Here is a 23,888-nt window from a genome sequence, read left to right on the forward strand (position 1 = left end):
TGCGCCAGCCCGCGCCCAGGCGCCCCTGGCTCAGCTCCCCGGACAGCCACGCGACGACCGGCGCGACCTCCTCCGGCGCGGCCGCGCGCAGCAACTCCGCCAATGCGGCGATCTTGGCTTTCCTGGACCGCGTGGACCGCACGGCGGCCGAAGTTCGTACGACATCGGCGAACAGCACACCTCTCACGGTAACCGTGAGTATCGGCAACGGCTGTGACCGCGCTGCTAATTTCGCATTGGCAGAGCTGCGAAACCGCTCTAAACTGGACGAATGGCCAAGACCTATGTGGGCGCCCGACTGCGGCAACTGCGCACCGAGCGCGGCTTGAGCCAGGTCGTGCTCGCCCAGCAGCTCGAGATCTCGGCCAGCTACTTGAACCAGATCGAACACGACGTGCGCCCGCTGACGGTACCGGTCCTGCTCAAGATCAGCGACGTGTTCGGCGTGGACGCGACCTTCTTCTCCTCCCAGGACGACACCCGGCTCATCGCCGAGCTCCAGGAGGTCGTGATGGATCAGGAACTCGGCATCGAGGCCGACACCCAGGAGATCGCCGAGATGGTCTCCGCGCATCCGAGCATGGCCCGCGCCATGGTGGCCATGCACAACCGCTATCGCAACACCAGCGCTCAGCTGGCCGCGGCCACCGAGGACCGCTTCGCCGACGGCGCGGGCAGCGCCACCATCTCCAAGCCGCACGAGGAAGTGCGCGACTACTTCTATCAACGCCAGAACTACATCCACGAACTCGACACCGCTGCCGAGGAACTCAATTCGCGCATCCGGCTGCACGGCGGCGACGTCAACACAGGAATCGCCAGAATCCTGCGCGAACACGGTGTGCGCATCATCGAGCGCATCGATCTCGGCGAGGGCGTGCTGCACCGCTACGACCCCGAGGCGCTGCGCCTGGAGATCTCCCCGCATCTGTCCGGCGGGCAGCGCACCTTCAAGCTGGCCGCCGAGCTGGCCTACTACGAATGCGGCGACCTGCTCGAAAAGCTGGTCGACGAAGGCAACTTCGCCGCAGAGGACACCCGCAAGCTGGCGATGCTCGGTCTGGCCAACTACTTCGCGGCCGCCACCGTGCTGCCCTACACCCACTTCCTCGAGGTCGCCGAGGACTTCCGCTACGACATCGAGCGGCTCTCGGCGTTCTTCTCGCAGAGCTACGAGACCATCTGCCACCGGCTTTCGACCATGCAGCGCCCGTCGGCGCGCGGCGTGCCGTTCTCCTTCGTCCGGGTGGACCGGGCGGGCAACATGTCCAAACGCCAGTCCGCCACCGGTTTCCACTTCTCCTCCAGCGGCGGCACCTGCCCGCTGTGGAACGTCTACGAGACCTTCGCCTACCCCGGCAAGATCATGACCCAGATCGCGCAGATGCCCGACGGGCGCAAGTACCTGTGGGTCGCGCGCACCGTGGAGCGCCGCGCGACGCGCTACGGGCAGCCGAGCAAGACTTTCGCCATCGGCCTGGGATGCGAAGTGCGCCACGCGGGCCGGGTGGTCTATGCCGACGGCATCGACCTCGATCAGGTCAAGGCCACGCCGATCGGCGCGGGCTGCCGGGTCTGCGAGCGAGCCAACTGCCCACAACGCGCGTTTCCGCCGCTGGGCAAAACCCTCGACATCAGCGAACACCGCAGCTCGGTATCGCCGTATGTGCTGAAGTAGCAGCCCTTTTCCTGGAGAATCGACAGAGAACCGGACAGACCGGACGTTTCGTTCACGAGACCGAAACATCGGCAATCCACTTGTCATCGACAGATATTCCGGCGCAACAACTGCTGGCTAACGTTCGCGGCACGAATACAGCCGCTGTATACGCGCCAGAAGGGTTCGCCACATGTCTGATCCACGTTCCACTCGTCGGCAGAGATCTCGTCGAGTGAGCAAAGCGCTGGTCGCACCGACCGCGCTCGCACTCACCGGCCTCCTGCTGACCGCCTGTGGCGCCAAGGACGACGCGGACTCCGACGTCGCCGCCGCATCCTGCGTCGACACCTCGGGTCCGAGCATCAAAGTCGGTTCACTGCACTCCCTTTCGGGCACGATGGCCATCTCCGAGGTCACCGTCGCCAACTCCACCAAGCTGGCCGTCGACCAGATCAACGCCGCCGGCGGCGTGCTCGGCAAGCAGATCGAACTGGTGCTCGAGGACGGCGCGTCCGACCCGAAGACCTTCGCCGAGAAGGCCGAGAAACTGATCAGCTCCGACTGTGTCGCGGCGGTGTTCGGCGGCTGGACCTCGTCGAGCCGAAAGGCCATGCTGCCCAAGTTCGAGAGCCTCGACTCGCTGCTGTACTACCCGGTGCAATACGAAGGCCTGGAAGACAGCAAGAACATCTTCTACACCGGCGCCACCACCAACCAGCAGATCGTCCCGGCGCTGGACTACCTGAAGCAGAAGGGCGTGAAGTCGCTCTACCTGGTGGGTTCGGACTACGTCTTCCCGCAGACCGCCAACCGCGAGATCAAGGCCTACGCCGAGGCCAACGGCATCGAGATCAAGGGCGAGGACTACACCCCGCTGGGCTCGACCGACTTCTCCACCATCGTCAACAAGGTCCGCACCGCCGACGCCGACGCGGTCTTCAACACCCTCAACGGCGACTCCAACGTCGCGTTCTTCCGCGAGTACACCAACGCGGGCCTCAAAGCCGCCGACATGCCGGTGGTCTCGGTGTCCATCGCCGAGGAGGAGGTCGCCGGCATCGGCGCCCAGAACATCGCGGGCCAGCTGACCGCCTGGAACTACTACCAGACCGTCGACACACCGCAGAACAAGGCCTTCGTCGACGCCTACAAGGCCGCCTTCGGCGCCGACAAGCCCACCTCCGACCCGATGGAAGCCGCCTACACCTCGGTCTACCTGTGGAAGAACACCGTCGAGAAGGCGAATTCCTTCGCGGTGGCCGACATCCAGGCCAATGCCGACGGCGTCACCTTCGACGCGCCGGAGGGCCTGGTCACCATCGACGGCTCCAACCACCACATCACCAAGACCGCCCGCATCGGTGAGATCCGGGCCGACGGCCTGATCTACACGGTCTGGGATTCGGGTCAGCCGATCCAGCCGGATCCGTACCTGAAGTCCTACCCGTGGGCCGACGGACTCTGACCGGGGAGCGCTGACCTGACGTGGACGTACTTGTCGGACAACTCTTCACCGGATTGAGCCTCGGCTCGATTCTGCTGCTCGCCGCTCTCGGTTTGTCGCTGACCTTCGGTCAGATGGGCGTGATCAACATGGCCCATGGGGAATTCATCATGGCCGGTTGCTACACGACCTATGTCGTGCAGAAAGTGTTCACCTCCGCGGGGGTGTCGCTGTTCGTGGCGCTGGTCATCGGGTTCCTCGTCGGCGGCGCGTTGGGCGCGGCATTGGAGATGGGGTTGATCCGCTGGATGTACGACCGGCCGCTGGACACGCTGCTGGTGACATTCGGTGTGGGCCTGGTATTGCAGCAGCTGGCCCGCGACATCTTCGGCGCACCCGCCAAGAACGTGCTGGTGCCCGAGTTCCTGAGCGGCGGCGTCGAGATCATGGGCGCCGTCGTTCCGAAAACACGAATCTTCATCCTGGTGCTGGCGATCGTCGCGGTGACGGTGCTGGCAGCGGTGTTGAAGGCGACGCCGCTGGGCCGGCGGATCAGGGCCGTGGTGCAGAACCGGGGTCTGGCCGAAACCAGCGGCGTATCCAGCCGATTCACCGACATCAGCACCTTCTTCATCGGTTCCGGCCTCGCCGGTGTGGCCGGTGTGGCGCTGACGCTGATCGGCTCGACGAGCCCGACGATCGGGCAGAGCTATCTGATCGACGCCTTCCTGGTGGTCGTGATCGGTGGCCTCGGGCAGATCAAGGGCACGGTGATCGCGGCCTTCGCCCTCGGCCTGCTCAATTCCTTCATCGAGTACTCGACCACCGCGTCGATCGCCAAGGTGATCGTCTTCGTGATCATCGTGATCGTGCTGCAGGTCCGCCCGCAGGGTCTGTTCACGGTTCGCACAAGGAGTCTGGCGTGACCTCACTGGTGTCCTCCTGGCAACGCGCACGGCGGGAACGTTCCTCGCTCACCACGCTCGCCGGCTTCGCCGTCGCCGCGATCCTGTTGTTCGCGGTGGCTCCCGCGGTGCTCAGCGATTTCCGGCTCAATCTGCTCGCGAAGTTCCTGTGCTTCGCCATCGTCGCCGTCGGCATCGGCCTGGCCTGGGGGCGCGGCGGCATGCTGACCCTCGGCCAGGGTGTGTTCTTCGGTCTCGGCGCCTACATCATGGCCATGCACATGCAGATGGCCGATGCCGCCCGGCTCGGCCAGGACGTGCCCGGCTTCATGCAGATCGCCGGCATCCGTCACCTGCCGACGCTCTGGCAGCCGTTCGCCTCCGCGCCGGTCGCCCTGGTGGGCATCCTGGTGGTGCCCGGCCTGGTCGCCGCGGTGCTCGGCTACGGCGTGTTCAAGCGCCGGGTGAAGGGCGCCTACTTCGCCATCCTGAGCCAGGCGCTTGCGGCGGCGATGGCCATCCTGCTCACCGGTCAGCAGATGCTCGGCGGCTTCACCGGCCTGTCGGATTTCCGTGCCTTCTTCGGCTTCAAGCTCTCCGACCCGGCCAACCGGCAGATGCTGTTCTTCATCGCCTCGGGCACGCTGCTCGTGGTGGTCGCCATCGTGCGTCAGCTGATGCACAGCCGCTACGGCGAACTGCTGGTCGCGGTGCGCGATCAGGAGGAACGGGTCCGCTTCCTCGGCTACGACCCGGCCGATGTCAAGATCCTGGCCTACGTGGTGGCGGCCTTCTTCGCCGGTATCGCGGGCGCGCTGTTCACCCCGATCGTCGGCATCATCTCCCCCGCCGACATCGGCGTGGTGCCCTCGATCGCCTTCCTGATCGGCGTCGCCATCGGCGGCCGGACCACCCTGCTCGGCCCCGTGCTCGGCGCGATCGGCGTGGCCTGGGCGCAGACCACCCTGTCCGAGCAGTTCCCCTCGGGCTGGACCTACCTGCAGGGCATCCTGTTCATCGTCGTCGTCGGCTTCATCCCCGCCGGTCTGGCCGGTGTGTGGCCGATGGCAAAGGGGTTCTGGCAGTCCCGCTTCGGCATGCCCCCCACCCCGGACGCGCCCGTCCCGGCGTCGAAGACCGATCCCGCCGATGTCGGCGAGTCCCTGGTGGGTGGCACGTTCACCGCCCCGGACGAAGAGGAGAAGGTGGAATCGCGATGACCGCTCCCGCACAGGAACCCCGGCTCGGCGGCAACGCCGGTATGGACAGCGAATACCTCGAGATTCGCGGCCTCTCGGTCAGTTTCGATGGCTTCAAGGCAGTGACCGACGTCGATCTGACCGTCCTGCAGGGCGACCTGCGGTTCCTCATCGGCCCCAACGGCGCGGGCAAGACCACCCTGATCGACGCCATCACCGGCCTGGTGCCCGCCACCGGGTCGGCCCAGAAATCCGGCGCCGAACTGCTCGGCAAGAAGGTGCACCAGATCGCCCGGCTCGGCGTCGGCCGAACCTTCCAGACCGCCAGCGTCTTCGAGGAGCTGTCGGTCCTGCAGAACCTCGACATCGCCGCGGGCGCGGGCCGCTCCTTCCTCACCATGCTGCGCAGGCGCAAGGCCGTGCTGCCCGCCATCGAGGAGGCGCTCGAGACCACCGGTCTCACGGCGTTGCGCGACAAGCCCGCCGGTGTGCTCGCCCACGGTCAGAAGCAGTGGCTCGAGATCGGCATGCTGCTGGTGCAGAACGCCTCGGTGCTGCTGCTCGACGAGCCGGTGGCGGGTATGAGCGCCGAGGAACGTGAGGAGACCGGAAACCTGTTGCGCCGCATCGGCGCCGAGCGGGTGGTCGTGGTCGTGGAGCACGACATGGAGTTCATGCGCTCGTTCGCCACCTCGGTGACGGTGCTGGCGGGCGGCAAGGTGCTCAGCGAGGGCACCGTCGAACAGGTACAGGCCGATCCGAAGGTGCAGGAGGTCTACCTCGGCACCGCCGCGGCGATCGGCACCGAGCTCGAGAAGGAGTCCGACGATGCTCGAGCTCGTTGACATCAGGTCCGGTTACGGTCGGACCGAGGTCATCCACAATGTGTCGCTGACCGTCCCCGACGACAGCGTGGTGGCCGTCATGGGCCACAACGGCGCGGGCAAGACCACCCTGCTGCGCACCGCCGTCGGGCTGATCGGCGCCAAGTCCGGCGAGATCCGCTTCGACGGGGAGAACATCACCAAGTACTCCCCCTCCAAGCGGGTCAAGCGCGGCATCGCCTATGTCCCGCAGGGCCAGCAGAGTTTTCCCCAGCTGACCACAGCCGAGAACCTGCAGGTGGTGGCCGACGGCCGCAAGCGCGGCAAGGCGCTGATCGAGGAATCCCTCGACCTGTTCCCCGCGCTGCGCGAACTGCTCACCCGCAAAGCCGGTCTGCTCTCCGGCGGCCAGCGCCAGCAACTGGCGATCGCGCGGGCACTGATCACCGAGCCGAAGCTGCTGATCCTGGACGAGCCGACCGAGGGCATCCAGCCCTCGGTGGTGGCCGAGATCGAGCGCACCATCATCGATCTCACCCATCGCGGCGGGCTCAGCGTGCTGCTCGTCGAACAGCACATCGGCTTCGCCCTGCAGGCCGCGCAGCGCTATTACGTGCTGGAATCCGGCAGAGCGACATCGACCGGCGAGGGCGGCAAGGGCGCGGAAACCGCGGTGCGCGCCGCGATGGCGATCTGAGCGCGCCATGACGCGCCGGGGGCGGGTGCCACTGGGTGAACAGGTCTACCACCAGCTGCGCCACGATCTCGCCTCCGGCGCCGTCGTGCCCACCGAACGGCTCAGCGAGGAACGTCTAGCCGGGGCCTACGGCGTCTCCCGCACTCCCGTGCGCGAAGCACTGACCCGCCTGCAGGCCGACGGCCTCGTCCAACGCCACCCCGACGGTCTCTACCCGTACCGGCCCCGCCTGGAGGATCTCGACGACCTCTTCGAACTGCGGGTCACCCTGGAGGCCAGAGGAATACAGCGCGTCACCGGCCCCCGCCCGGCATCGGGCGCACGGCGCGCCCACGATCTCGACGAAGTCCGCGCCCAGTTGCGACACTGGCGCCGCCTGCGCGACGCGCCGCCGACCCCGAGCCTGAGCCTGCTCACCGAGGACGAGCGCTTCCACACCACCCTGCTCGCCGCCGCGGGCAACCACGCTCTGGCCGAAGCTCTGACCTCCGTGCACGTCCGCCTGCGTCCGGTCCGCATCCTCGACCTGCCCACCCCCGACCGCATCACCCACATGATCGCCGAGCACATCACCATCGCCGAGCATCTGCTGGCAGGCGAACCCGAGACCGCACTGTCGGTGTTGATCGCCCACATCGAGTCCTCGCGCGCCCACGTACTGACCCGCACCGGACACGCCCTGGAGATGGCCGAACTCGGCCGGGCCGTGCGGGACTGAGCGATGCGGGCGACCGGAAGCAGACACCGACGCCCGCAGGATCGCCCTGCCTACCACCCGGTCAGGGCGATGGCGAACACCACGACCGCGGCGACCACCCCGGCGACTGCCGACACCCGGACCAGCCCGGGGTGCCGGCGGTAGACCGTCTCGGCGGCCCAGTACAGCGCGCCCAGGAACACGATCGGCAACACCGCGAGCAGCAGGATCGCCGCGATCGGGCCGAGTATCCAGCCCGCGACGCGGAATCTTCCCCACAAGATGCCGAGCGCGAGCGGGATCACGACGCTGCCCGCGAATCCGCCCAGTAATCCCGGCCAGCCGTCCCCGATCCAGGGCACCTTCGGCACGCCGATCGCGAGCCCGCCCAGCCGGATGTTCTCGACACCCAGCACATCCAGCGTCGAAAGGATTCCGAGCACGACGATCAGTCCCGCCGTGCCGCACAGCGCGCCGAAGTAATACCACCTGCGCAGCGGGCTCCACTCGACCTGGGTGCCGTGGAACATGGTGGCGGCGGTGACCGCGGCCCAGACCAGCCAGGCGCGCAGGGTCGGTGTGCCGGTGGCGATCATGGCGTCCCGGAAGATGCGGTCGGCCTGGTCACGGGTGATCGGCGTCGCGGCGACGTAGCCCCACCTTCGACGATCCTCCCGCTCCGGATCGCGGCGGTCTTTCCCTGGCCTCGGATCGTCGTGGTCCTTTTCGAGAACGAGACCATCGTGCAGGATCGCCGCGGGCAGGTGTGATCCGGTCTTGGGCACCAGCCAGGTCAGGAAGGAGGGGACCGAGGCGAAATCGGTGGTCCACTCCAGATTCGCGGGCACCACGATCGCCCCCAAGAGCGGGTCGCGGTAACCGATCCGGCGCAGCAACCGGAATATCTCGCGTCCGTTCTCGTCGAGGTCCCTGACCATCTGCAGGGTGAGGTCGTCCTCCCACTCGGCACAGGTGAGGTCTTCACCGACGACGCTGTAGAACGGCCCACCCTCTTCCGCGACCGTGATCTCCATCGCCCCAGCGTGACAGCGGATCACCCCGTCCCCACGCGCCCACGCCGCCCGCGACGAGAATGCAACCCGTGATCACCGAACACGTCGTGCTGCCCGTCGTCCCCGGCCGCGAAGAGGACTTCGAAGCCGCCTTCGCCCAGGCCCGCACCATCATCGAGTCCATGCCCGGCTTCCTGCGGCTGACCCTCGCCCGCTCCATCGAATCCCCCAGCAGCTATCTGCTTCTCGTCGACTGGGAACGCCTCGAAGACCACACCGAAGGCTTCCGCCTGTCCCCCGAATTCCAGCGCTGGAAGGAACTCCTCCACCACTTCTACGACCCGTTCCCCACTGTCGAACACTTCCACCAGGTCGCCTGACCCGGCACACCTTCAGCCGGTGGCGCCGTGGCGTCGGCACCGGAGCATCTCGCCTCGAACGCACCGCTTCCAGTCGATAGCTCTGGCGTCAGAGCCGTCGGCGCAGGCATTCGGCTGACGAATTGTCAGCGGCCTCCGGTGCCGGGCGCGCCGGCTCCGGGCAGGCCGCCGCCGACGCCGCCGACGTCGGTGATCGTCCAGTTCGAGGCGCGGTCCATGGTGACGGTGTAGGTGGCGGTGGCGGCGACACCGTCGGGGGTCTGCTTGCTCTTGGAGGTCATGTCGACGAAGACCTGCACCACGAACCGGTCGCCGTCGGTCTCGGAGACATCGGCGGCCAGCAGGCGGGCGGTCGCGGTGTATTCCATCTGGCTCAGCCAGGGGCCCACCACGTCGACGGCGGCTTCGAGCTTGGGCGCGAGTTGTTCGCTGACGCCGTTGGTGAGGGCCTCGCGCCAGGCATCGAGATCGCGGAAATCGACTTCCGAGACGCGCAGCGCGTACTCCGAGGCGGCGGTCTCGGCCGCGGCCTCGGTGTCCAGGCGGGATCGCAGGGCCGACAGCTGGTCGGCGGAATCGTCGGTCGCCCAGAGCGCGCCGAACGTCACGGCGGCGACGAGGGCGAGGACCGCGAGGACCGCGACGGCGCGGACGGACTGCCACCACGGGTCGCCGGGCTTGCGGCGCTCCCCGGCACTCCGGGACTCGGTGCTGTCGGCCGAGTTCTGCACACCCTCGTCGGTGTCGGCGGCATTCGTCATGATTTCGTCTCTTCTCAACGGGGAACAGTCACGGTGAAGCGGACGCTCTCGCCCGGCAGTGTCGCAATCGCTCGTTCGAGCAAGGTGCCCAGGTCGATAGAGCCGAGCAGTGGCCCGGTCGCCTGCGTCGCGGGCCGCAGCGCCACGCCGATGGCGGCGATCTCGGGGGCCATCTTCGCCAGGTACTCGAACAATTCCGCTTCCTGGGCGCGCCAGGACCCGAGGATCTCGTCACCGCGCAGCACCTGCGAACCGGCGAACAGGTATTCGTAGGAGACGCCGAGGGTCTCCCCGAACTCGTCGAGCATCGGCGGCGCCTCGGTGAGCGCGGCACGAGCCCACTCCACGTCGCCCATCACCCGCGTCAGCTCACGCAGCACCACTTCGAGCGAGCCCTCGTGCCTGGACAAGGTCGCCAGCAGCAGTTCGGCGCCCCGACGGGCCTGCGGGACCGTGGCATCGAGACCGTCGAGCGCCTCGGCGAAGGCGTCGGTGAGCCTGCGCACGGACTCGGCATCCACCTGATCCAGCAGGCTCGAGGTGCTCGCGAGCAGATCGGGCACCGAGGTCGGCAGTTCCACCGCCTCGGTCAGGTGCGCGCCGTCGACCAGCCACGGCCCCTCGCTGGTGTGCGGAAGCAGCGCGAAGACCGGTTCGCCCAGCGCGGACAGGTTTTCCACGCGCATCTCGCTGTCGACCGGGATGCGGTATTTCGCGTCGTAGGAGAAACGCATCCGGACCAGTCCGTCGTGACTGCGCACTTCGTCGACCCGGCCGATGTTCACACCGCGGTAGACGACCTCGCTGCCGGCGCGCAGCCCGGCCGCGTCGCGCAGATCCACCACCGCGTGCAGGCGGCGTTGCGTCGGGTCGATGGTGAGCACATCGACGACGAGATACCCCGAGCCCAGGATCATCACCGCGAGCAGGGCCACGGCCGACAGCCAAGGGGGAATCCGGGTCATGGCAGAGCTCCGATCATCCGCAGGAGAACCAGCCCGTCCTTGGCGGGATCGCCTTCGCCCACGCCGGCGATACCGACCTGGCGGATGTCGACGCCGGGACCGAGCAGGAACGGCAGCAGTTTGTCGTTTACCAGCGCGAGCAGGTCGGCGGCGTTGCCCGCCAACTGGTTCGCGCCGGGTGAGGGATCGCGGATCAACGGCACGATCGCCTCGAGATTCTCGTTGATGTGCGGCAGGCGCGGGATCAGCCATTCCAGGCCGGTGACCAGCGTGCCCGCGTCGATGACGGTGTTGAGCACCGCGTCCATGAACAGCGGCACGCGATCCAGGCGCCGACGGGCGACATCGGAGAAGACGAAACCCACTTCGTCGCGCGCGGCGTTCAGGCGCTGTGTCAGGTCGTCGGTGGCGACCACGATCCGGTCGATCTGGTCCAGGTTCGCGGCGGCCTCACCGACGTCCTTCGCCACCGCGGCCGCGAGCACCCGGGTCTGCGCCGGGTCCTCGGGCAGCACCTCGTTGAGCCGGGCGATCGAGTCCTGCAATCGCATCAGGCTGCCGCCGTTGACGAACATCGCGATCCGGTCCAGCATCTCCTCGATCTGGGGACCGGGATCGGTCTGCTGGAGCGGGATCGTGTCGCCGTCGCGCAGCGGATGCCCGCCGTCGTTCTCCGGCGGCAGCAACGCGATGTAGATGTCGCCGAGCACGGTCGTCTGGCGCAGTTCGGCCCTGGTGTTTACGGGGACGACCACCGAGTCGCGCACGTCGATGTGGGCGATCGCGCTGTGCGGCTCGAGACTGATGGAGTCCAGGGTGCCGACGGAGACGCCGCCGCTGCGCACGTCCGCGCCCGCGGGCAGGCTGAGCAGCGATGCGAACTCGAGGTTCAGCCGATAGGTCGGCCCACGCACTCCCGCCCCGGGCAGCGCGTGATCGCTGGGGTCGAAACCGCAGCCGCAGAGCACGAACAACATCGCCAACGGGACGGCGATCAGACGACCCAGCCGTGTGCGGGTGATGGTCACGGGATCGCTCCGATCGTCGACAGCACCAGTTGTGGAAGGGGAACCGACACCGAACGGTCCGACAGCACGGTGCAACTGTCGGGCGCGAGCTGTGCCAGTGCGGCGCACACCAGCCCCGCGTCGGGGGTGGCCACCTCGGCGCGCGCGGGTTCGAGTTCGACGCCGAGCGATCCCTCGTGTGACCCGGCCATCGTCTGCAGCATGCCCACGATGCCGGGGATCTTGGCGAGCAGCTCGCCCGAGTTCTCGGCCCGGGTGCGCACCATCGTCAGAATCGGCAGGGTCGAGTTCAGGGCGTTCATCAGGTACGGGAAATGGTCGTGGAATAGCCGGTCGAGCGGCTCCACCGCCGCGGACAGTCTCTCGACGAGGTCCTTGACGATGACGAGCATCTCCGCGATCGAGGCCAGGCCCGGCCCGAAGGTCTGCAGGGTGACCTTGACGTTCTCCCAATCCCGGCTGACGAAGCCGCTCATCTCGGCCGAGTTGTCGAGCAGTTCGCCGAGCTGGGCCATGAAACTGTCCGGCGTCGCCAGCAGATCGGCCAGGTCTCGCAGTTCGCGGTTGAGCGTGGGGCCGAGACCCTCGACCTGGTGACCGGCGTCGCGCAGCACCGATTCCAGCGGCGCCGTGCCGTCGGGACCGAGGTCGGTGATCTGCTGGACCAGAGTCGAGAACGAGCCCAGAGCGTCCGACACGCTGACCGGTGTGCGGGTTCTGGCCTGGTCGATGCACGAGTCCGGCGGCAGGGCCGGTCCCGAACCTGGATCGGCGTCGACGAGTTCCACGCGCCGGTCGGTCAGGATCGAGGCGTTCGCGATCACCGCGCCGGTCTCGGCGGGCAGCTCACGCCGATCGGTCCGCATGTCGACCCGCACCCGCGCGCCGTCGGGCTCGACACCACGCACCGTGCCGACCGCGACGCCGCGGATCGTGACCGGCGAGCCGGGATAGAGCCCGAACGAATCGTCGAAATACGCGCACAGTGAACGGGTTTCGGCCCCGCTCACGGCTCGCACCGTGGCCGCGCCCGCGACGGCGAGCGCTACCGCGGTCACGGCCGCCACGGCCAGTCGTCGTTTCCCCGTGAAATGTGTACGCACGTCAGCACCGTGTTCCCGGCATCGGAAGGCAGGCATCGGGTCGCTGGACCGTCAGCCCGCTCTGATCGATCAGCACCTGGCCCTCGGGCCCCACGATTCCCGCGAGTCCGTTCAGGGTGGTGGTGATGGAGGTCATCATCGAATCGACCTGGGCCCGCAGCTCTTCGCTGCGGTCCGCGGCCTCCTCCAGCGGTGGCAGCAACGGCTCCACCTTCTCGGCGTAGGGACCGCTGAGGAAGTCGAACAGCGCCCCGCTCAGACCCCCGAGCACGTCGGCGAACAAGGTGACGTCCTCGCGGGCCGCGATCATCTGGGGAGCGAGCGTCGCGTACCCGCGGATGATCTCGAGTGCCAGTTGCTGATTGTCGATGGCCGTGTTCAGGTATTCGTTCGACAGCGCCAGCAGATCCTCGATCTGGTTCTTCTGCGCGGCGATCACCGCCATCACCGCTTCGAGGTCGATCACCGTGGAGTTGATCGCCTCGGGCGATTCCGACAACGCGGCGGAGGTCTTGTCCAGCGCGATGCGCAACGCCTCGGCGTCGAGTTCCTCGAACACCGCGTCGGCCTCGTCGAACAGGTCGCCGACGAGGAAGGGCAGGCTCGCCCGCTCGGGCGGGATGGGGCCACGCAGCGGCTGCTCGCCGGCGGGATGCAGGGCCAGATAGAGGCCGCCGATGGGGGTCAGCATGCGCACCGACACCGAGGTCGTGTCCCCCAGCGTGTACTGCGAATCAACGGTGAAGGTGACATCGACGTGGTCGTCGGCGAGCGCGAGCGAGGCCACCGATCCGACCGGCACGCCGGCGATCCTGACCTCGTCGCCCTCGGCCAGGCCGCCCGACTCGGGCAGCTCCAGCGAGTAGGTGGCGGTGCCGGGCGGATGCACATACAGCGCGACCACGACCGCGAAGATCACCGCGAGCACTCCGAGTCCGGCCAGCGCCCAGCGCGTCTGAGCGGTCGGGTCGGCGTCCTCGGAGCCGAGATCGAACGAGGCGAACCATGTGGGCAGGCGCATCAGGCACCTCCGTTGCAGACGACCAACTGCCTGCCGTGCAGCAGGACGTCGGCGGTGATGGGCAGCGGGAGCAGGCCGTTGCCGCACTGTCGCTGCGGATCGGTATTCGGGATGAGCGCGTTGAGTCCCTCGAAGACGCCCGGCAGCACCGACAGGGTGCGCATGGCGATCGCCGGATCGGGAATCACCTCCGACACCCGTCGGGTGAACTCGTCCTTGTAGTCGGTCGCGCCCAGGCCCAGTCGTGCCAGCGCGTTGACGGTCCTGCCCACCTCCGACATCTCCAGCGCGCCCTTCTCGACCAGGTCGAGGAACTCGCCCATCCGGGTCACCAGCGGCGTGAAGATCGAATGGAAGACCTTCAGGATGTTCTCCAGGTTCTGCGAGCGGCCCTGCAGTTGATCCGACAGCGATTGCAGATTGGTGAGGATGGTGCTCATCAACGCGCTACGGTCCTCGGCGTAGGTCGCCAGCGTGGCGATGTCGCGCATGACCGGCGTGACGCTGTCCTCGCTGCCGTCGATCACCGCGGCCACGTTCATGGCGAGCCGGTTGTACACGGCGGGGTCCGCCTCTCGCAGCAGGGGTTTGAGGCCGTTGAACACGATGGTGATGTCGAAGGAGTCCACCGTGTGGGTGACCAGTTCCCTCGGATCGAGCTCCGGTGCGTCCTCGGCGGCACGCTCGAGTTCGAGATAGCGCTGCCCGGTGAGGTTCTGGAATTTGATCGCCAGGCGGTCGGGCGCGCGCAGCCGGTACTCGTCGAGGACGGTGAATTCCACGATCGCCCGGCTGTTCTCCGAGATCGCGATGTCGACGACTTTGCCGATCTGGACGCCGCGCAGCCGGACGTCGGTGTTCTCTTTCAACCCGAACACGTCGCCGAAATCGGCGCGGTAGGTGGTGGTCGACCCGGAGACCGGGCGCTGGATGGCCTGCACGACCAGCACGATGATCGCCACGACCACACAGGCCAGTACGCCGAGCCGGAGGGCGGCTTGTCCCGGTGTTCTCATCGCGGCGCACCCCCGGTCGCCTCGATCGGCATCCGGAACGCCGGGAACGTCTCGATCAGCACGTCCACGCCGAGCACCACCTTGTCACCGTTCCTGTCCAGCGCGCCGTCGAGTCCGTCGATCAGTCGTGCCACCTGGTCGGGTGTCACATTCGCGATCGACCTGTTCAACGGAATGATCAGATCGAGCAGCATGTCGACCGCGTCGGCGGTCGGGCCGAGCTCGTCGGCCACGGTGCCCGACAGGGCCAGCACGAGATTGGAGACCTCGGTGATCGTGTCGCCGGCCTGCCGCGTCCGGAATTCGTCGTCGAGTTCTTCCACGGAGGCCAGGGAGTGCAGGATGCCGAGCGCCGAGGGCGTGAAAACCGCGGTCCCCTCGGACACGTCGGCCATTCTGGGCAGCATCTCGGCCAGCGACATGTTCCTCGCCCGCGCCGTCGTGCGCGCCACCAGCAGTGCCGAGGCGAGCAACGGCGCCATCTGCTCGGTGAGTGCGACGGAGCTGTCGATCGAATCCGACAGCTTCGTGGTCACCGCGTCGAGCAGCAGCCTGCCCGAGTCGCGCAGCACCGTGGTGACGGTGTAGTCGCCGACCTCGCCCAGATCGAGCACGGTGCTCGGCCCGATGGCCTCGCCGCCCGGCATCGGGATCAGCTCCAGCGCGGTCGAACCGAAGATGTTGGAGGAGACGAAGCGCGTGTGCATGGCGGTGGACAGTTCGCGCACCCGCTCCTCGTCGACGCTCAGGGTCACCAGCTGCAGATTCGGGCCGTGCGCCTGGACGCCGACCACCGATCCGATCGACATGCCACGCAGGCGCACCGCGGTGTCGGTGGACACGCCGTCTCCGAGATGCGCGGCCCGCACCGCGAATTCGATCTGTCCGTCCCGCTCCGGGCGAGAGATGTGCCACGCGCCGGCGAGCACCAGCGTGAGGACCACGATCACCCCGATGCCGCGCATCCGCAGACCCCACGGGGTCGGGCCGTGCGCTGAATACAGTGCTGCTCTGCTCATCTCACCTCACCCCGAGAAACTGACCGTCGCGTCCAGACCCCACATGCACAGCGTCAGGATCATGTCCGTGGTCACGATCAGCACCAGGCTGGCGCGGATCGCCCGCCCCGAAGCGATCCCGACGCCCTCCGGTCCGCCGCCGGCGTGGAAGCCCTCGTAGGCGTGCACCAGCGTCACCACGAGAACGAACACCACCACTTTGATCAGCGAATAGATCAGGTCGATCGGCTCGGTGAACATGTGGAAGTAGTGGTCGTAGGCGCCCGAGGCGTTCCCCTCGACGAGCGCGACGGTCGCGCCGGTGGTCGCGAAACCCAGCGCCAGCGCGATGAGGTACGAGGGGATCACCGCTGCCACGGCGGCGATGATCCGGGTGGAGACGACATACGGGATCGGGTCGATCGCCTGCGATTCCAGCGCGTCGATCTCCTCGGAGATGCGCATCGCGCCGACCTCGGCGGTGATCCGGCACCCGGCTTGGGCGGCGAAGCCGACGGCGGCGATCAGCGGCGCCAGTTCGCGCGGATTGGCCAGCGCCGACATCGCCCCGGCCAGCGGTCCCATGCCGAGCATGTCCAGGGCGGAGAAGCCGACGATGCCGACCACACCACCCGCGACGATGCCCATGATCGCCAGCACCGGGGCGACACCGCCGCCGACGATGACCGCGCGACCGTTGCCCCAGGTCAGGTCGGTGAAGATCGCGACGGCATGGCGACGGTGGCGACGCAGCGCGTGGCCGATGCCCAGGACCGCCTGCACGACGAAATGCGTGGTGTGCCCGAGGGATTCGATCGGGGACCACAGCCGTTCGGCATGCCGCGTCCAGCGCAGCGCCCTCGGCCGGTATCGGGTCGGCACCGCGACCTCACCGGCGTGTGGAGAAGACATCAGAGAAACCTCATGGGGACGAACATCAGGACGATTTGGGTGATCACGAGATTCGCGACCATGCAGGCGAGGATGCCGAGCACGACCGCGGCGTTGACGCTGTCGGCCACGCCTTTCGGCCCGCCCTTGGCCTCGAGCCCGCGATGGCTGGAGATCACCGCGACGACATAGCCGAACACCGCGGCTTTACCGAGGCAGACGAGCAGGTCGGTGACCGAGGCGAAGCTGCCGAACGACATCCAGTACGACCCCGGCGCGACGCCCTGCCCCAGCGAGGCCACCGCGAACCCGGCCACGATGCTCATCAGGATGATCAGCACCGAGAGCATCGGCGCGACCACCACCATGGCCAGGATGCGCGGGGCGACCAGGCGCCGGTGCGGGTCCACGCCCATCGTGCGCAGCGCGTCGATCTCCTCGCGGATGGTGCGCGAGGCCAGGTCGGCCGAGATCGCGGAGCCGCCCGCGCCGCCGATCAGCAGGGCGGCGGCCAGCGGCGCGATCTGCTGCATGACGCCCATGCCGCCGACCGCGCCCGCCATCGAGTTGGCGCCGACGTTGTCGGTCATGCTGCCGACCTGCACGGCGATCACGACGCCGAGCGGCAGCGCGACCAGCACCGCGGGCAGGGCCGACACCGAGACGAAGAACCAGCCCTGGACGACGGCCTCCCGCAAGGGGAAGCGCCCCCGAGCGACATCGACGACCAACAGCGTCGAGGAGCGCACACCCAAACGGAACAGTCGTCCGAAGGTCCGCACGGACTCGATCGTGCGCGTCATCACGACCCCGCCGGGCCGGGGGGCGACTTGCGAAGTCATCGGCATTTCCCTTTCTGCGGGCAGGACTGGACAGGTGTGCGAGGCCGACTGTGGACACGGTCGGCTGCCGTCTGCCGTATCGCGGGGCGCGCGACAGCGACGGCTCCGACGGGATCGACGGCGCTCGCCGGGACCCGTCTCTTACGCGTGGTGGCGGTGGTCGGTGGCGGGCCCTCAGGGGGTGTCGTCGGGCGCTCGCGGAACGAGCAGGAAGGAGAACATGGTCCGGGCGAGCTTGCGCACCCCGGAATCGGTGGACGCGGCGGTCCCGAGATCCGGCGTCAGCCAGATGCTGCCGAAGAATCGGGCGACCAGTTCCGCGGCCACCTCGGTGTCGATCTCGACGCCCGCGCGCTCGGCCACGCCGTCGAGCTCGTGCCGCACCGAGCCGACCAGCATGGCGGCGACCACCGGATCGCGCATCACCGGCAGCGCGGCGTTGTCCTCGACCAACCTGCGCGCCACCGGATGGGTGCGCGCCACGCGAACGGCCTGCACGATCCACTCGATCGCCCGCTCCAGCGGGTCGTCGATCGCGTCGGCCGCATCGTGGAACCGGTCGACGACGCGCGCGAGTTCCCAGGCCAGCGCGCGGCGCACGAGTTCCTCTTTCGAGACGAAGCGCCGGAACACCGTCGCCCGGCCGACCCCGGCCTCCGCGGCGACATCGGCCACGGTCATCCTCTCGATGCCGTGTCTGCTCAGGCAGTCGACGGCCGCTTGCAGGATGACCGCGTCGGTCGTGTCCCCTTCGTCAGGAGATGAGGCCAGTGCATCGATCAGCAGCGAACGCACCGGTTTGAGACTCATAGTTCCGTGACAGTATCACCGATATCAACGCCCGAGAAGAGAATCCTCGGGTCCGGACTGTTCAGCAGTCGGTCTGGAAGGGGAAGCAGGCGTTCGGCCCGGGCGGGGTCGTGGTCGGCTCCACGGTGACCGTGCCGGGGATGTGTGTGGAACTCGGCCCCGGTTCGGAAACGCCGTCGTCGGTCGTCTGCGCGGTCACGATCACGACGAGCACCGCGAGCAGGCCGAGCACGGCGACCGCCAGCACCACCCAGGCGAGAGAACCGCGCAGCCGCGACCGCGGGGGCGGGGCCGGGCGTTCCTGCACAGGGAACGGCGGAACCATGGCTTCCGGCGGCAGCGGATTCAATCGCCCGGGACGGGGACTCGCCGTCCATGAATCCGGACGAGGTTGATCCACCGGCGGTTCCATGAATTCCGGGGGCGGCGGCGCCGACGCGGGGGTAGGCCCGGAACCCGGCGGCGGAGGCGGCGGAGCCGCCCCTCCGGTAGGCCCCGAACCCGGCGGCGGAGGCGGCGGAGCCCCGGGAGTGGGCGGGGGCACGTAGACCGGCGGCTCCGTCGAGTCCGGTGACGGTCCGAGGTCCGGAGCGGGGGCGTAGTCGTCGGGCGCGGAGGGCTCCCGAACACGCGTCGCCCGCCCGGCGGCCTCGGGAGCGTCCTCAGGAGACGAGCCGGAAGCGGCCCCGGATGCACCGGTGGATACGGGAGCCGCGGACATCGGGATGGCGCCGGAGGCCGAGCGCGCCTCGGGTACGGGTTCGGCCTCCACCACTGTGGCGGCCGACAGCGCGGACGCCGTCGCGGACTCGGAGGGCGACGGCATCGAGGCCGATGTGGACCCCGCCCCGGGGGGTGCGGGCATCGGAATAGCCCCGGAAGCTGTCCGCTCCGGCTCGGCCTCGAACATCGCGGCGTCTACGGAGGACTCCGGGGCGGACGGAGCCGAGGGCATGGGCACCGACATGGGCACGGGCATCGAGGGTTCCGGGGCAGGCGGCGCGGCGGAATCCGGGGCGGCGGTTCGCCGACCCGGCTCGCGTCCATCGGGATTCCGATCCTCGAACCCGTCGGCCCGCAGATCCGCGCGCGAGAGCCCGTCGCCCATGTCGAGCGCGTCGACCGCGCCGACCACCCGGTCGACATCCCACACCGTCGGTTCGTCGCCGAACTTCTCGATGTAGGAACGGAATTCCGCCGTGTCGGTGGCATTGGCGACGACCACGTCGAGCCCGGACCGAAGGTTCGTGCGCGCGGGCCGGACCACGACACCGCGATAGGGCAGCAGCGCGACGAATCCACAGACGTGGCCGGGGTCGAGCAGCGCGCGTTCCAGCGTGTCGCGCACCGCGTAGACGCCGTGTTCGAGCTGCTCCGACGGCGAGGATTCGTCGTCGAGCTCCACCGGCTCGCCGCTGATCTTCCACGGTCCGCCCGCGCGCACGCTCAGAATGCCGCTCTGGCGCCGCCGGAACCCCCTGACCTCGGCGACCGTGATGCCGCGTGGGGTGATGAGCACGGCGTCGACCCGGCGGTTGCCGCGGTCCACCCGCACGTCGACGAGCGTGAGACACGTGGTCCGCAACGCGCGTAGGCAGTCCACGAATTCTCTTTCGGCCGCGGATAATTCCGCTTCCGGCCTGATCCTCACCAGCATCGCGTCGACCTCAGCCCCTGTTCGTCGCCATGTGGGGCGCACCGACTCCCCACCGATACTGATATTGCCGGGCCGGGCCATCGAAAACCACCGCAGGAGCGACGAACTCCCGAGGAGGTGTCCGGCGGGTAGGCTCGGCGCACGGTCCGGCGGCACCGTCCGGACGATCCGACGGCGGGAGGCAGCGGCAATGTCCTGGAGAACACCGGCGACGTCCTCGTCACGGGCACGCATCGATCCGGGCCGATTCCGCCAACTCGGACCGATCAACTGGCTTGTCTGGCAGGTTCTTTCGCGCGCCGCGGGCACCGGTGACGCCCAGCTGTTCAGCACCCTGGGCCGAACCGGGGGGCTGTTCCGCGGCTGGCTGCACTTCTCCGGAAAGCTCATGCCCGGCGGCAGACTGTCCCGCCACGAGTCCGAACTCGTCATTCTCCGCGTAGCCCACCTGCGTGCTTGCGACTACGAGATGGACCACCACATCCGCTTGGGCAAGCGCGCGGGCATCACCCCGGCGATCCTGGAACAGGTGCGCACCGGCCCCGCCGACCCGGCCTGGTCGGGCAAGCGTCGCGCCCTGCTGACCGCGGTCGACCAGTTGGTCACCACCCGCGACATCGACGACACCGCGTGGGCCGAGCTGTCCGCGCACTACGACGAGCGCAGACTCATCGAGATCGTGCTCCTGGTCAACCAGTACGAGGGCCTGGCCTCGACCATCACCGCACTGCGCATCCAGCGCGACCGCTTCTGACCCGCCCGGCGGCCGGCGGCTACTTTTCCACGCCGGGAATAACCGTACGATGTACGGTGTACTATGTACGGAGTTCCCGTCGTCGACACCCTGGAGCAGATTTGCAGATCACCGCCACCGCCCTGTCCCTGAACGTCGCGGACCCCGCCGCATCGGCCCGCTTCGTCACCGAGCACTTCGGGTTCACCGAGCAGATGTCCGCCGACGGCTTCGTCTCGCTCACCCGCCCGGACGCCGGGAATCTGATCTTCCTGCGCACCGGCCTGCCCACCTTCAAGCCCGCCGAGATCGCGGGCAGCGCCGGCGAGGGCCTGCTCGTCGTCTTCGTGGTCACCGACATCGACGCGGAGTACGAGCGACTGCGCGGCGAAGGCGTCCCGATCGTCACCCCGATCGAGACCGAGGAGTGGGGCGAGCGCTACTTCCAGATGCGCGACCCGAACGGCATCATCTTCCAGCTGGTGCAGTGGGTCTGATCCGGACCGAGGGCCGCCGCCTCACCGGCGGCCCTCCCCGCCCGGGAACGCGACCGCCCCCGGCCCTGTTGCACCGAGCATGGACCTCACTCGCGCCATCGAGTTCGCCCGGCACACCCCCCATTCCGTCCTGACCGCCCTGCGCCGCGACGGCCGCCCCCAACTCTCCAACGTCCTGCACGTGGTGGACGACGACCGGATACTCATCTCGATCACCGCCGACCGCGCCAAGTACCACAATCTGCACCGCACCCCCTGGGCCGCTCTGCACGTCACCAGCGACGACTTCCACTCCTACGCCGTCCTGGAATGCGACGTCGACCTCACCGGCATCGCCACCGACCCCCACGACCCCGCCGTGGAAGCCCTCATCGCCTACTACCGCGCGGGCGCGGGCGAACACCCCGACTGGGACGACTACCGCCGAGCCATGGTCCGCGACCGCCGCGTCCTCGCCCGCCTCACGCCCACCCGCGCCTACGGTCTCCTCCGCGACTGACTTCGTAGCGACCCTGGACAATGACGTACGCCTTCGACGCCGGATCATTAGTATGCATTTCGTAGGGTAAAGGCCTACGAAATGCATACTCGACCAGGAAGGGCGGCCGTGGCGAATCATCGCAGCACACCAGTCCCTGCCGACCTGTGGCGGAGGCCCCTCCAAACGATCCGCCCGCAGGACGTGACCGGTACATATGCCCATCCTCGGCCCGAGATCGCCCGCCTGAGCCATATGGGACTGCTCCATCGAGTGGCACGCGGCTATTACGTCGTCGTTCCCCCCGAGCACGTCGGGCGCGCCTGGCTGCCAAGTCTCGAAGCAGCGGCCGCAGGCATCGCCTCGTCGATCTACGGAGCGGACAACGCGATTCTTATGGGAGTCAGCGCGGCACGGGTGTGGGGGGCTGTTCCACGCGCCTTGGCCACCGCGGTCGTCGCCGTACCTCAGCAACATCGACCTATCACCTTGTCGGACCGCCCGGCCGTGATCCGTTTCGTCCGACGTGACACCGACGCGCTGGACGCCGAGCGCGTCGAGACCCCACTCGGCCCTGCCCTTGCGACGAGTGTCGAACAGACCGTTCTGGACCTCGCGAAACGACCGAAGCTGGGAAACGCCGAGGCAGACGTCTCAGCGGCCGTCGCGACGCTCTACGCTCGCAGCGATCACGACCGACTCGCACAACTCGCGGCGACACAACGCCTCGACGCCGCGCTTCGCCGCGCCGAAACCTGGGGGGACACCGGAACATCTGACAGATGGCCGACTCAGCGAGGACATCGATCTGGTGGCTCTCGACAGCCGGCCCGCGCTCGCAGCAGCACTCGACGCGGCTCTTCCTCGCGCCGTGGCACGCAGTCACGGCAGATTGGAGTGGGCACCGGCTCTGAGCGATATCGCGAATACCTCTGCCGCCAAACTCGTCTCGGCACGAGGCTTGTCGGTGAAGATCCAACTGCTCTCATCGCAAGGCCGGGTTCTCTGGCCGACCGAGCACCGTGTTGTCGAACAGCGCTATCGGGACGCGCCACCGGCTGAGTTGTCCGTGCCCACTCTGCCTGCCTTTGCCGCCGCCAAAACAGCGACCTGGCACGACCGCCGCGCACCACGTGATCTTTGGGACCTCTGGGCATTGAACACGATAGGCGGGATCGACCTGAGAGCAGCAGAGCTGTATCGACGCTATGGCCCGACGAACAGGCTGCCGGGAGCGCACCTTTTCGATCGGCCACCGGCCGAGGACGACTGGAAATCGCAACTCGCGGGCCAGACTCGGCTGACCGTCACGGCCGAGGAGGCACTGCGGGCCGTCCGCACGGCATGGGCACGCCTCTCGCCGGACCGATCCGGCACCGACTACGAGTGAAGCGGCGGTCGGTATCGAGTCATGGACCTCACTCGTGCCACCGAGTTCGCCCGGCACACCCCCATTCCGTCCTGACCACCCCGCGCCGCGACAGGCGAACGAATTAGGACGGTAACTGTCCTGATTCCGGGACACACTCGAATCATGAGCGAAACCGAAGCGACTGCGGGACAGCCGGATCAGACCGACATCACCGACTACAACGATCCGAACGCGCCGTGGAACCAGGCTTGGGACCCGCAGGACAGCATCGCCGACTGGAACGATGATGTGATCAAGGAGTTCCGGGAGAACTCGGGCAAGGTGGGCGGCGCTTACGCGGGCGGGGACCTGATCCTGCTCACCACCACGGGAGCCAAGAGCGGCAAGCGGCACACGACTCCGCTGGGCCCCCTGTACCGGGGCGACACCATGTTCGTGAGCTCGTTCATGGAAGACAGGTACCCGGCTTGGTGGTACAACATCAAGGCGAATCCGCAGGTCACTGTGGAGCTCCGGGACAAGACCTACCAGGCGACCGGCAAGGTGCTCGAAGGCGCGGACTACGACGAGTTCGCGGCCTGGGCGCTGGCCAACCACCCCCTGCTGGCGGATTTCCAGTCCAAGGTCGACCGGCCGATGCCGCTGGTCGTGCTGACCCTCGACGGCGAGGGCTGAGCATTACCAGGAACCTCCCTGCCGCGGTGCGTCGAATGGTGCGCACCGGACTACGCAGCAGACACAGGACGCCGCGGCTGGAGAGTTGGCATCGGCCGAACTCTGACGCGGGCCCTGTGCGTCCCGAGGGAGCGGCAACAGGCTTCGTCGGAGACTCGAACAGCCGCAACGCCTGTTTTGTGACAGCTACCGAGAGGCTCGACGTTGATTACCAAGATTCAG

General features: G+C 68.0%; 25 protein-coding genes and 2 pseudogenes. 14 read left to right on the forward strand and 13 right to left on the reverse strand.

Annotated elements, in window-relative coordinates; translation table 11 throughout:
- Positions 1-187 (reverse strand): annotated as a pseudogene (locus tag NS3_RS28750) (ATP-dependent DNA ligase); the annotation flags it as partial.
- A gap of 84 nt (positions 188-271) precedes the next feature.
- Between NS3_RS28750 and ramB the strand changes: the two are divergent.
- From ramB to NS3_RS00035, 7 genes are all read left to right on the forward strand, one after another.
- Positions 272-1,678 carry an acetate metabolism transcriptional regulator RamB gene (gene ramB, locus NS3_RS00005; protein WP_067851988.1) on the forward strand — a complete coding sequence of 469 codons (1,407 nt, stop codon included), beginning with the start codon at positions 272-274 and terminating at the stop codon, positions 1,676-1,678.
- Between the two features lie 172 nt (positions 1,679-1,850).
- Positions 1,851-3,125, forward strand: coding sequence for an urea ABC transporter substrate-binding protein (gene urtA / locus NS3_RS00010; RefSeq protein ID WP_067851990.1), 1,275 nt, complete (start codon positions 1,851-1,853; stop codon positions 3,123-3,125).
- 20 nt (positions 3,126-3,145) lie between these two features.
- Positions 3,146-4,030 (forward strand): urea ABC transporter permease subunit UrtB, encoded by an 885-nt coding sequence (gene urtB, locus NS3_RS00015; RefSeq protein WP_067851992.1) that lies wholly within the window; start codon positions 3,146-3,148, stop codon positions 4,028-4,030.
- Positions 4,031-4,035: 5 nt separating this feature from the next.
- Positions 4,036-5,229 carry an urea ABC transporter permease subunit UrtC gene (urtC, locus tag NS3_RS00020; RefSeq protein ID WP_067852697.1) on the forward strand — a complete coding sequence of 398 codons (1,194 nt, stop codon included), beginning with the start codon at positions 4,036-4,038 and terminating at the stop codon, positions 5,227-5,229.
- Positions 5,226-6,053, forward strand: coding sequence for an urea ABC transporter ATP-binding protein UrtD (gene urtD, locus NS3_RS00025; protein WP_174550409.1), 828 nt, complete (start codon positions 5,226-5,228; stop codon positions 6,051-6,053). The genes urtC and urtD overlap by 4 nt, the downstream gene beginning before the upstream one ends.
- Positions 6,037-6,729, forward strand: coding sequence for an urea ABC transporter ATP-binding subunit UrtE (gene urtE / locus NS3_RS00030; RefSeq protein WP_067851994.1), 693 nt, complete (start codon positions 6,037-6,039; stop codon positions 6,727-6,729). The genes urtD and urtE overlap by 17 nt, the downstream gene beginning before the upstream one ends.
- 7 nt (positions 6,730-6,736) lie before the next feature.
- Positions 6,737-7,447, forward strand: coding sequence for a GntR family transcriptional regulator (locus NS3_RS00035; protein WP_067851996.1), 711 nt, complete (start codon positions 6,737-6,739; stop codon positions 7,445-7,447).
- A 50-nt stretch (positions 7,448-7,497) separates the two neighbouring features.
- Here NS3_RS00035 and NS3_RS00040 read toward each other — a convergent pair whose 3' ends face one another.
- Positions 7,498-8,460, reverse strand: a complete 963-nt coding sequence (locus NS3_RS00040; RefSeq protein ID WP_067851998.1) for a DUF1353 domain-containing protein — start codon at positions 8,458-8,460, stop codon at positions 7,498-7,500.
- Positions 8,461-8,528: 68 nt separating this feature from the next.
- Here NS3_RS00040 and NS3_RS00045 point away from each other — a divergent pair, with 68 nt between their 5' ends.
- Positions 8,529-8,819, forward strand: a complete 291-nt coding sequence (locus tag NS3_RS00045) for an antibiotic biosynthesis monooxygenase family protein (protein ID WP_067852699.1) — start codon at positions 8,529-8,531, stop codon at positions 8,817-8,819.
- 125 nt (positions 8,820-8,944) lie between these two features.
- Here NS3_RS00045 and NS3_RS00050 read toward each other — a convergent pair whose 3' ends face one another.
- The 11 genes from NS3_RS00050 to NS3_RS29705 all read right to left on the reverse strand — a co-directional run bounded on the left by NS3_RS00050 (position 8,945) and on the right by NS3_RS29705 (position 19,911).
- The gene (locus NS3_RS00050) at positions 8,945-9,580 is read right to left on the reverse strand and encodes a hypothetical protein (RefSeq protein ID WP_067852000.1); all 636 of its coding nucleotides are present in this window, start codon (positions 9,578-9,580) and stop codon (positions 8,945-8,947) included.
- Positions 9,581-9,594: 14 nt separating this feature from the next.
- The gene (locus NS3_RS00055) at positions 9,595-10,545 is read right to left on the reverse strand and encodes an MlaD family protein (RefSeq protein ID WP_067852002.1); all 951 of its coding nucleotides are present in this window, start codon (positions 10,543-10,545) and stop codon (positions 9,595-9,597) included.
- A complete protein-coding gene (locus NS3_RS00060) occupies positions 10,542-11,573 on the reverse strand; it encodes an MlaD family protein (RefSeq protein ID WP_245649361.1) in 1,032 nt (343 codons plus the stop codon). Before NS3_RS00060 ends, NS3_RS00055 begins: the two co-directional genes overlap by 4 nt.
- Complete coding sequence (locus NS3_RS00065) at positions 11,570-12,676, reverse strand: MCE family protein (RefSeq protein WP_169811570.1); 1,107 nt, start codon at positions 12,674-12,676, stop codon at positions 11,570-11,572. Before NS3_RS00065 ends, NS3_RS00060 begins: the two co-directional genes overlap by 4 nt.
- Position 12,677: 1 nt before the next feature.
- Positions 12,678-13,697 carry an MlaD family protein gene (locus NS3_RS00070; protein ID WP_067852005.1) on the reverse strand — a complete coding sequence of 340 codons (1,020 nt, stop codon included), beginning with the start codon at positions 13,695-13,697 and terminating at the stop codon, positions 12,678-12,680.
- Positions 13,697-14,713, reverse strand: coding sequence for an MlaD family protein (locus NS3_RS00075; RefSeq protein ID WP_067852007.1), 1,017 nt, complete (start codon positions 14,711-14,713; stop codon positions 13,697-13,699). Before NS3_RS00075 ends, NS3_RS00070 begins: the two co-directional genes overlap by 1 nt.
- On the reverse strand, positions 14,710-15,732 hold the full coding sequence (locus NS3_RS00080) for an MlaD family protein (RefSeq protein ID WP_067852009.1): 1,023 nt from the start codon (positions 15,730-15,732) through the stop codon (positions 14,710-14,712). The genes NS3_RS00075 and NS3_RS00080 overlap by 4 nt, the downstream gene beginning before the upstream one ends.
- A gap of 6 nt (positions 15,733-15,738) precedes the next feature.
- Entirely contained in the window at positions 15,739-16,623 is an 885-nt protein-coding gene (locus NS3_RS00085) for an ABC transporter permease (protein ID WP_067852011.1), read from the reverse strand.
- Entirely contained in the window at positions 16,623-17,444 is an 822-nt protein-coding gene (locus NS3_RS00090; RefSeq protein ID WP_174550410.1) for an MlaE family ABC transporter permease, read from the reverse strand. Before NS3_RS00090 ends, NS3_RS00085 begins: the two co-directional genes overlap by 1 nt.
- A 174-nt stretch (positions 17,445-17,618) precedes the next feature.
- The gene (locus tag NS3_RS00095; RefSeq protein ID WP_067852015.1) at positions 17,619-18,254 is read right to left on the reverse strand and encodes a TetR/AcrR family transcriptional regulator; all 636 of its coding nucleotides are present in this window, start codon (positions 18,252-18,254) and stop codon (positions 17,619-17,621) included.
- 61 nt (positions 18,255-18,315) lie between these two features.
- Complete coding sequence (locus tag NS3_RS29705) at positions 18,316-19,911, reverse strand: nuclease-related domain-containing protein (RefSeq protein ID WP_067852017.1); 1,596 nt, start codon at positions 19,909-19,911, stop codon at positions 18,316-18,318.
- A 190-nt stretch (positions 19,912-20,101) separates the two neighbouring features.
- Here NS3_RS29705 and NS3_RS00105 point away from each other — a divergent pair, with 190 nt between their 5' ends.
- The 6 genes and pseudogenes from NS3_RS00105 to NS3_RS00120 all read left to right on the forward strand — a co-directional run bounded on the left by NS3_RS00105 (position 20,102) and on the right by NS3_RS00120 (position 23,666).
- Positions 20,102-20,665, forward strand: coding sequence for a carboxymuconolactone decarboxylase family protein (locus tag NS3_RS00105; RefSeq protein WP_067852019.1), 564 nt, complete (start codon positions 20,102-20,104; stop codon positions 20,663-20,665).
- 101 nt (positions 20,666-20,766) lie between these two features.
- The gene (locus tag NS3_RS00110) at positions 20,767-21,141 is read left to right on the forward strand and encodes a VOC family protein (protein WP_067852021.1); all 375 of its coding nucleotides are present in this window, start codon (positions 20,767-20,769) and stop codon (positions 21,139-21,141) included.
- 79 nt (positions 21,142-21,220) lie between these two features.
- A complete protein-coding gene (locus tag NS3_RS00115; RefSeq protein ID WP_067852023.1) occupies positions 21,221-21,640 on the forward strand; it encodes a PPOX class F420-dependent oxidoreductase in 420 nt (139 codons plus the stop codon).
- A 375-nt stretch (positions 21,641-22,015) separates the two neighbouring features.
- Positions 22,016-22,333: pseudogene (locus NS3_RS28145) on the forward strand (type IV toxin-antitoxin system AbiEi family antitoxin); the annotation flags it as partial.
- A 61-nt stretch (positions 22,334-22,394) separates the two neighbouring features.
- Positions 22,395-23,009, forward strand: a complete 615-nt coding sequence (locus NS3_RS28150) for a nucleotidyl transferase AbiEii/AbiGii toxin family protein (RefSeq protein ID WP_281204623.1) — start codon at positions 22,395-22,397, stop codon at positions 23,007-23,009.
- Positions 23,010-23,153: 144 nt separating this feature from the next.
- The gene (locus tag NS3_RS00120) at positions 23,154-23,666 is read left to right on the forward strand and encodes a nitroreductase/quinone reductase family protein (protein ID WP_067852025.1); all 513 of its coding nucleotides are present in this window, start codon (positions 23,154-23,156) and stop codon (positions 23,664-23,666) included.
- Positions 23,667-23,888 lie beyond the last annotated feature (222 nt).

Source organism: Nocardia shimofusensis NBRC 100134, assembly GCF_001613125.1.
GTDB classification, from domain to species: domain Bacteria; phylum Actinomycetota; class Actinomycetes; order Mycobacteriales; family Mycobacteriaceae; genus Nocardia; species Nocardia shimofusensis.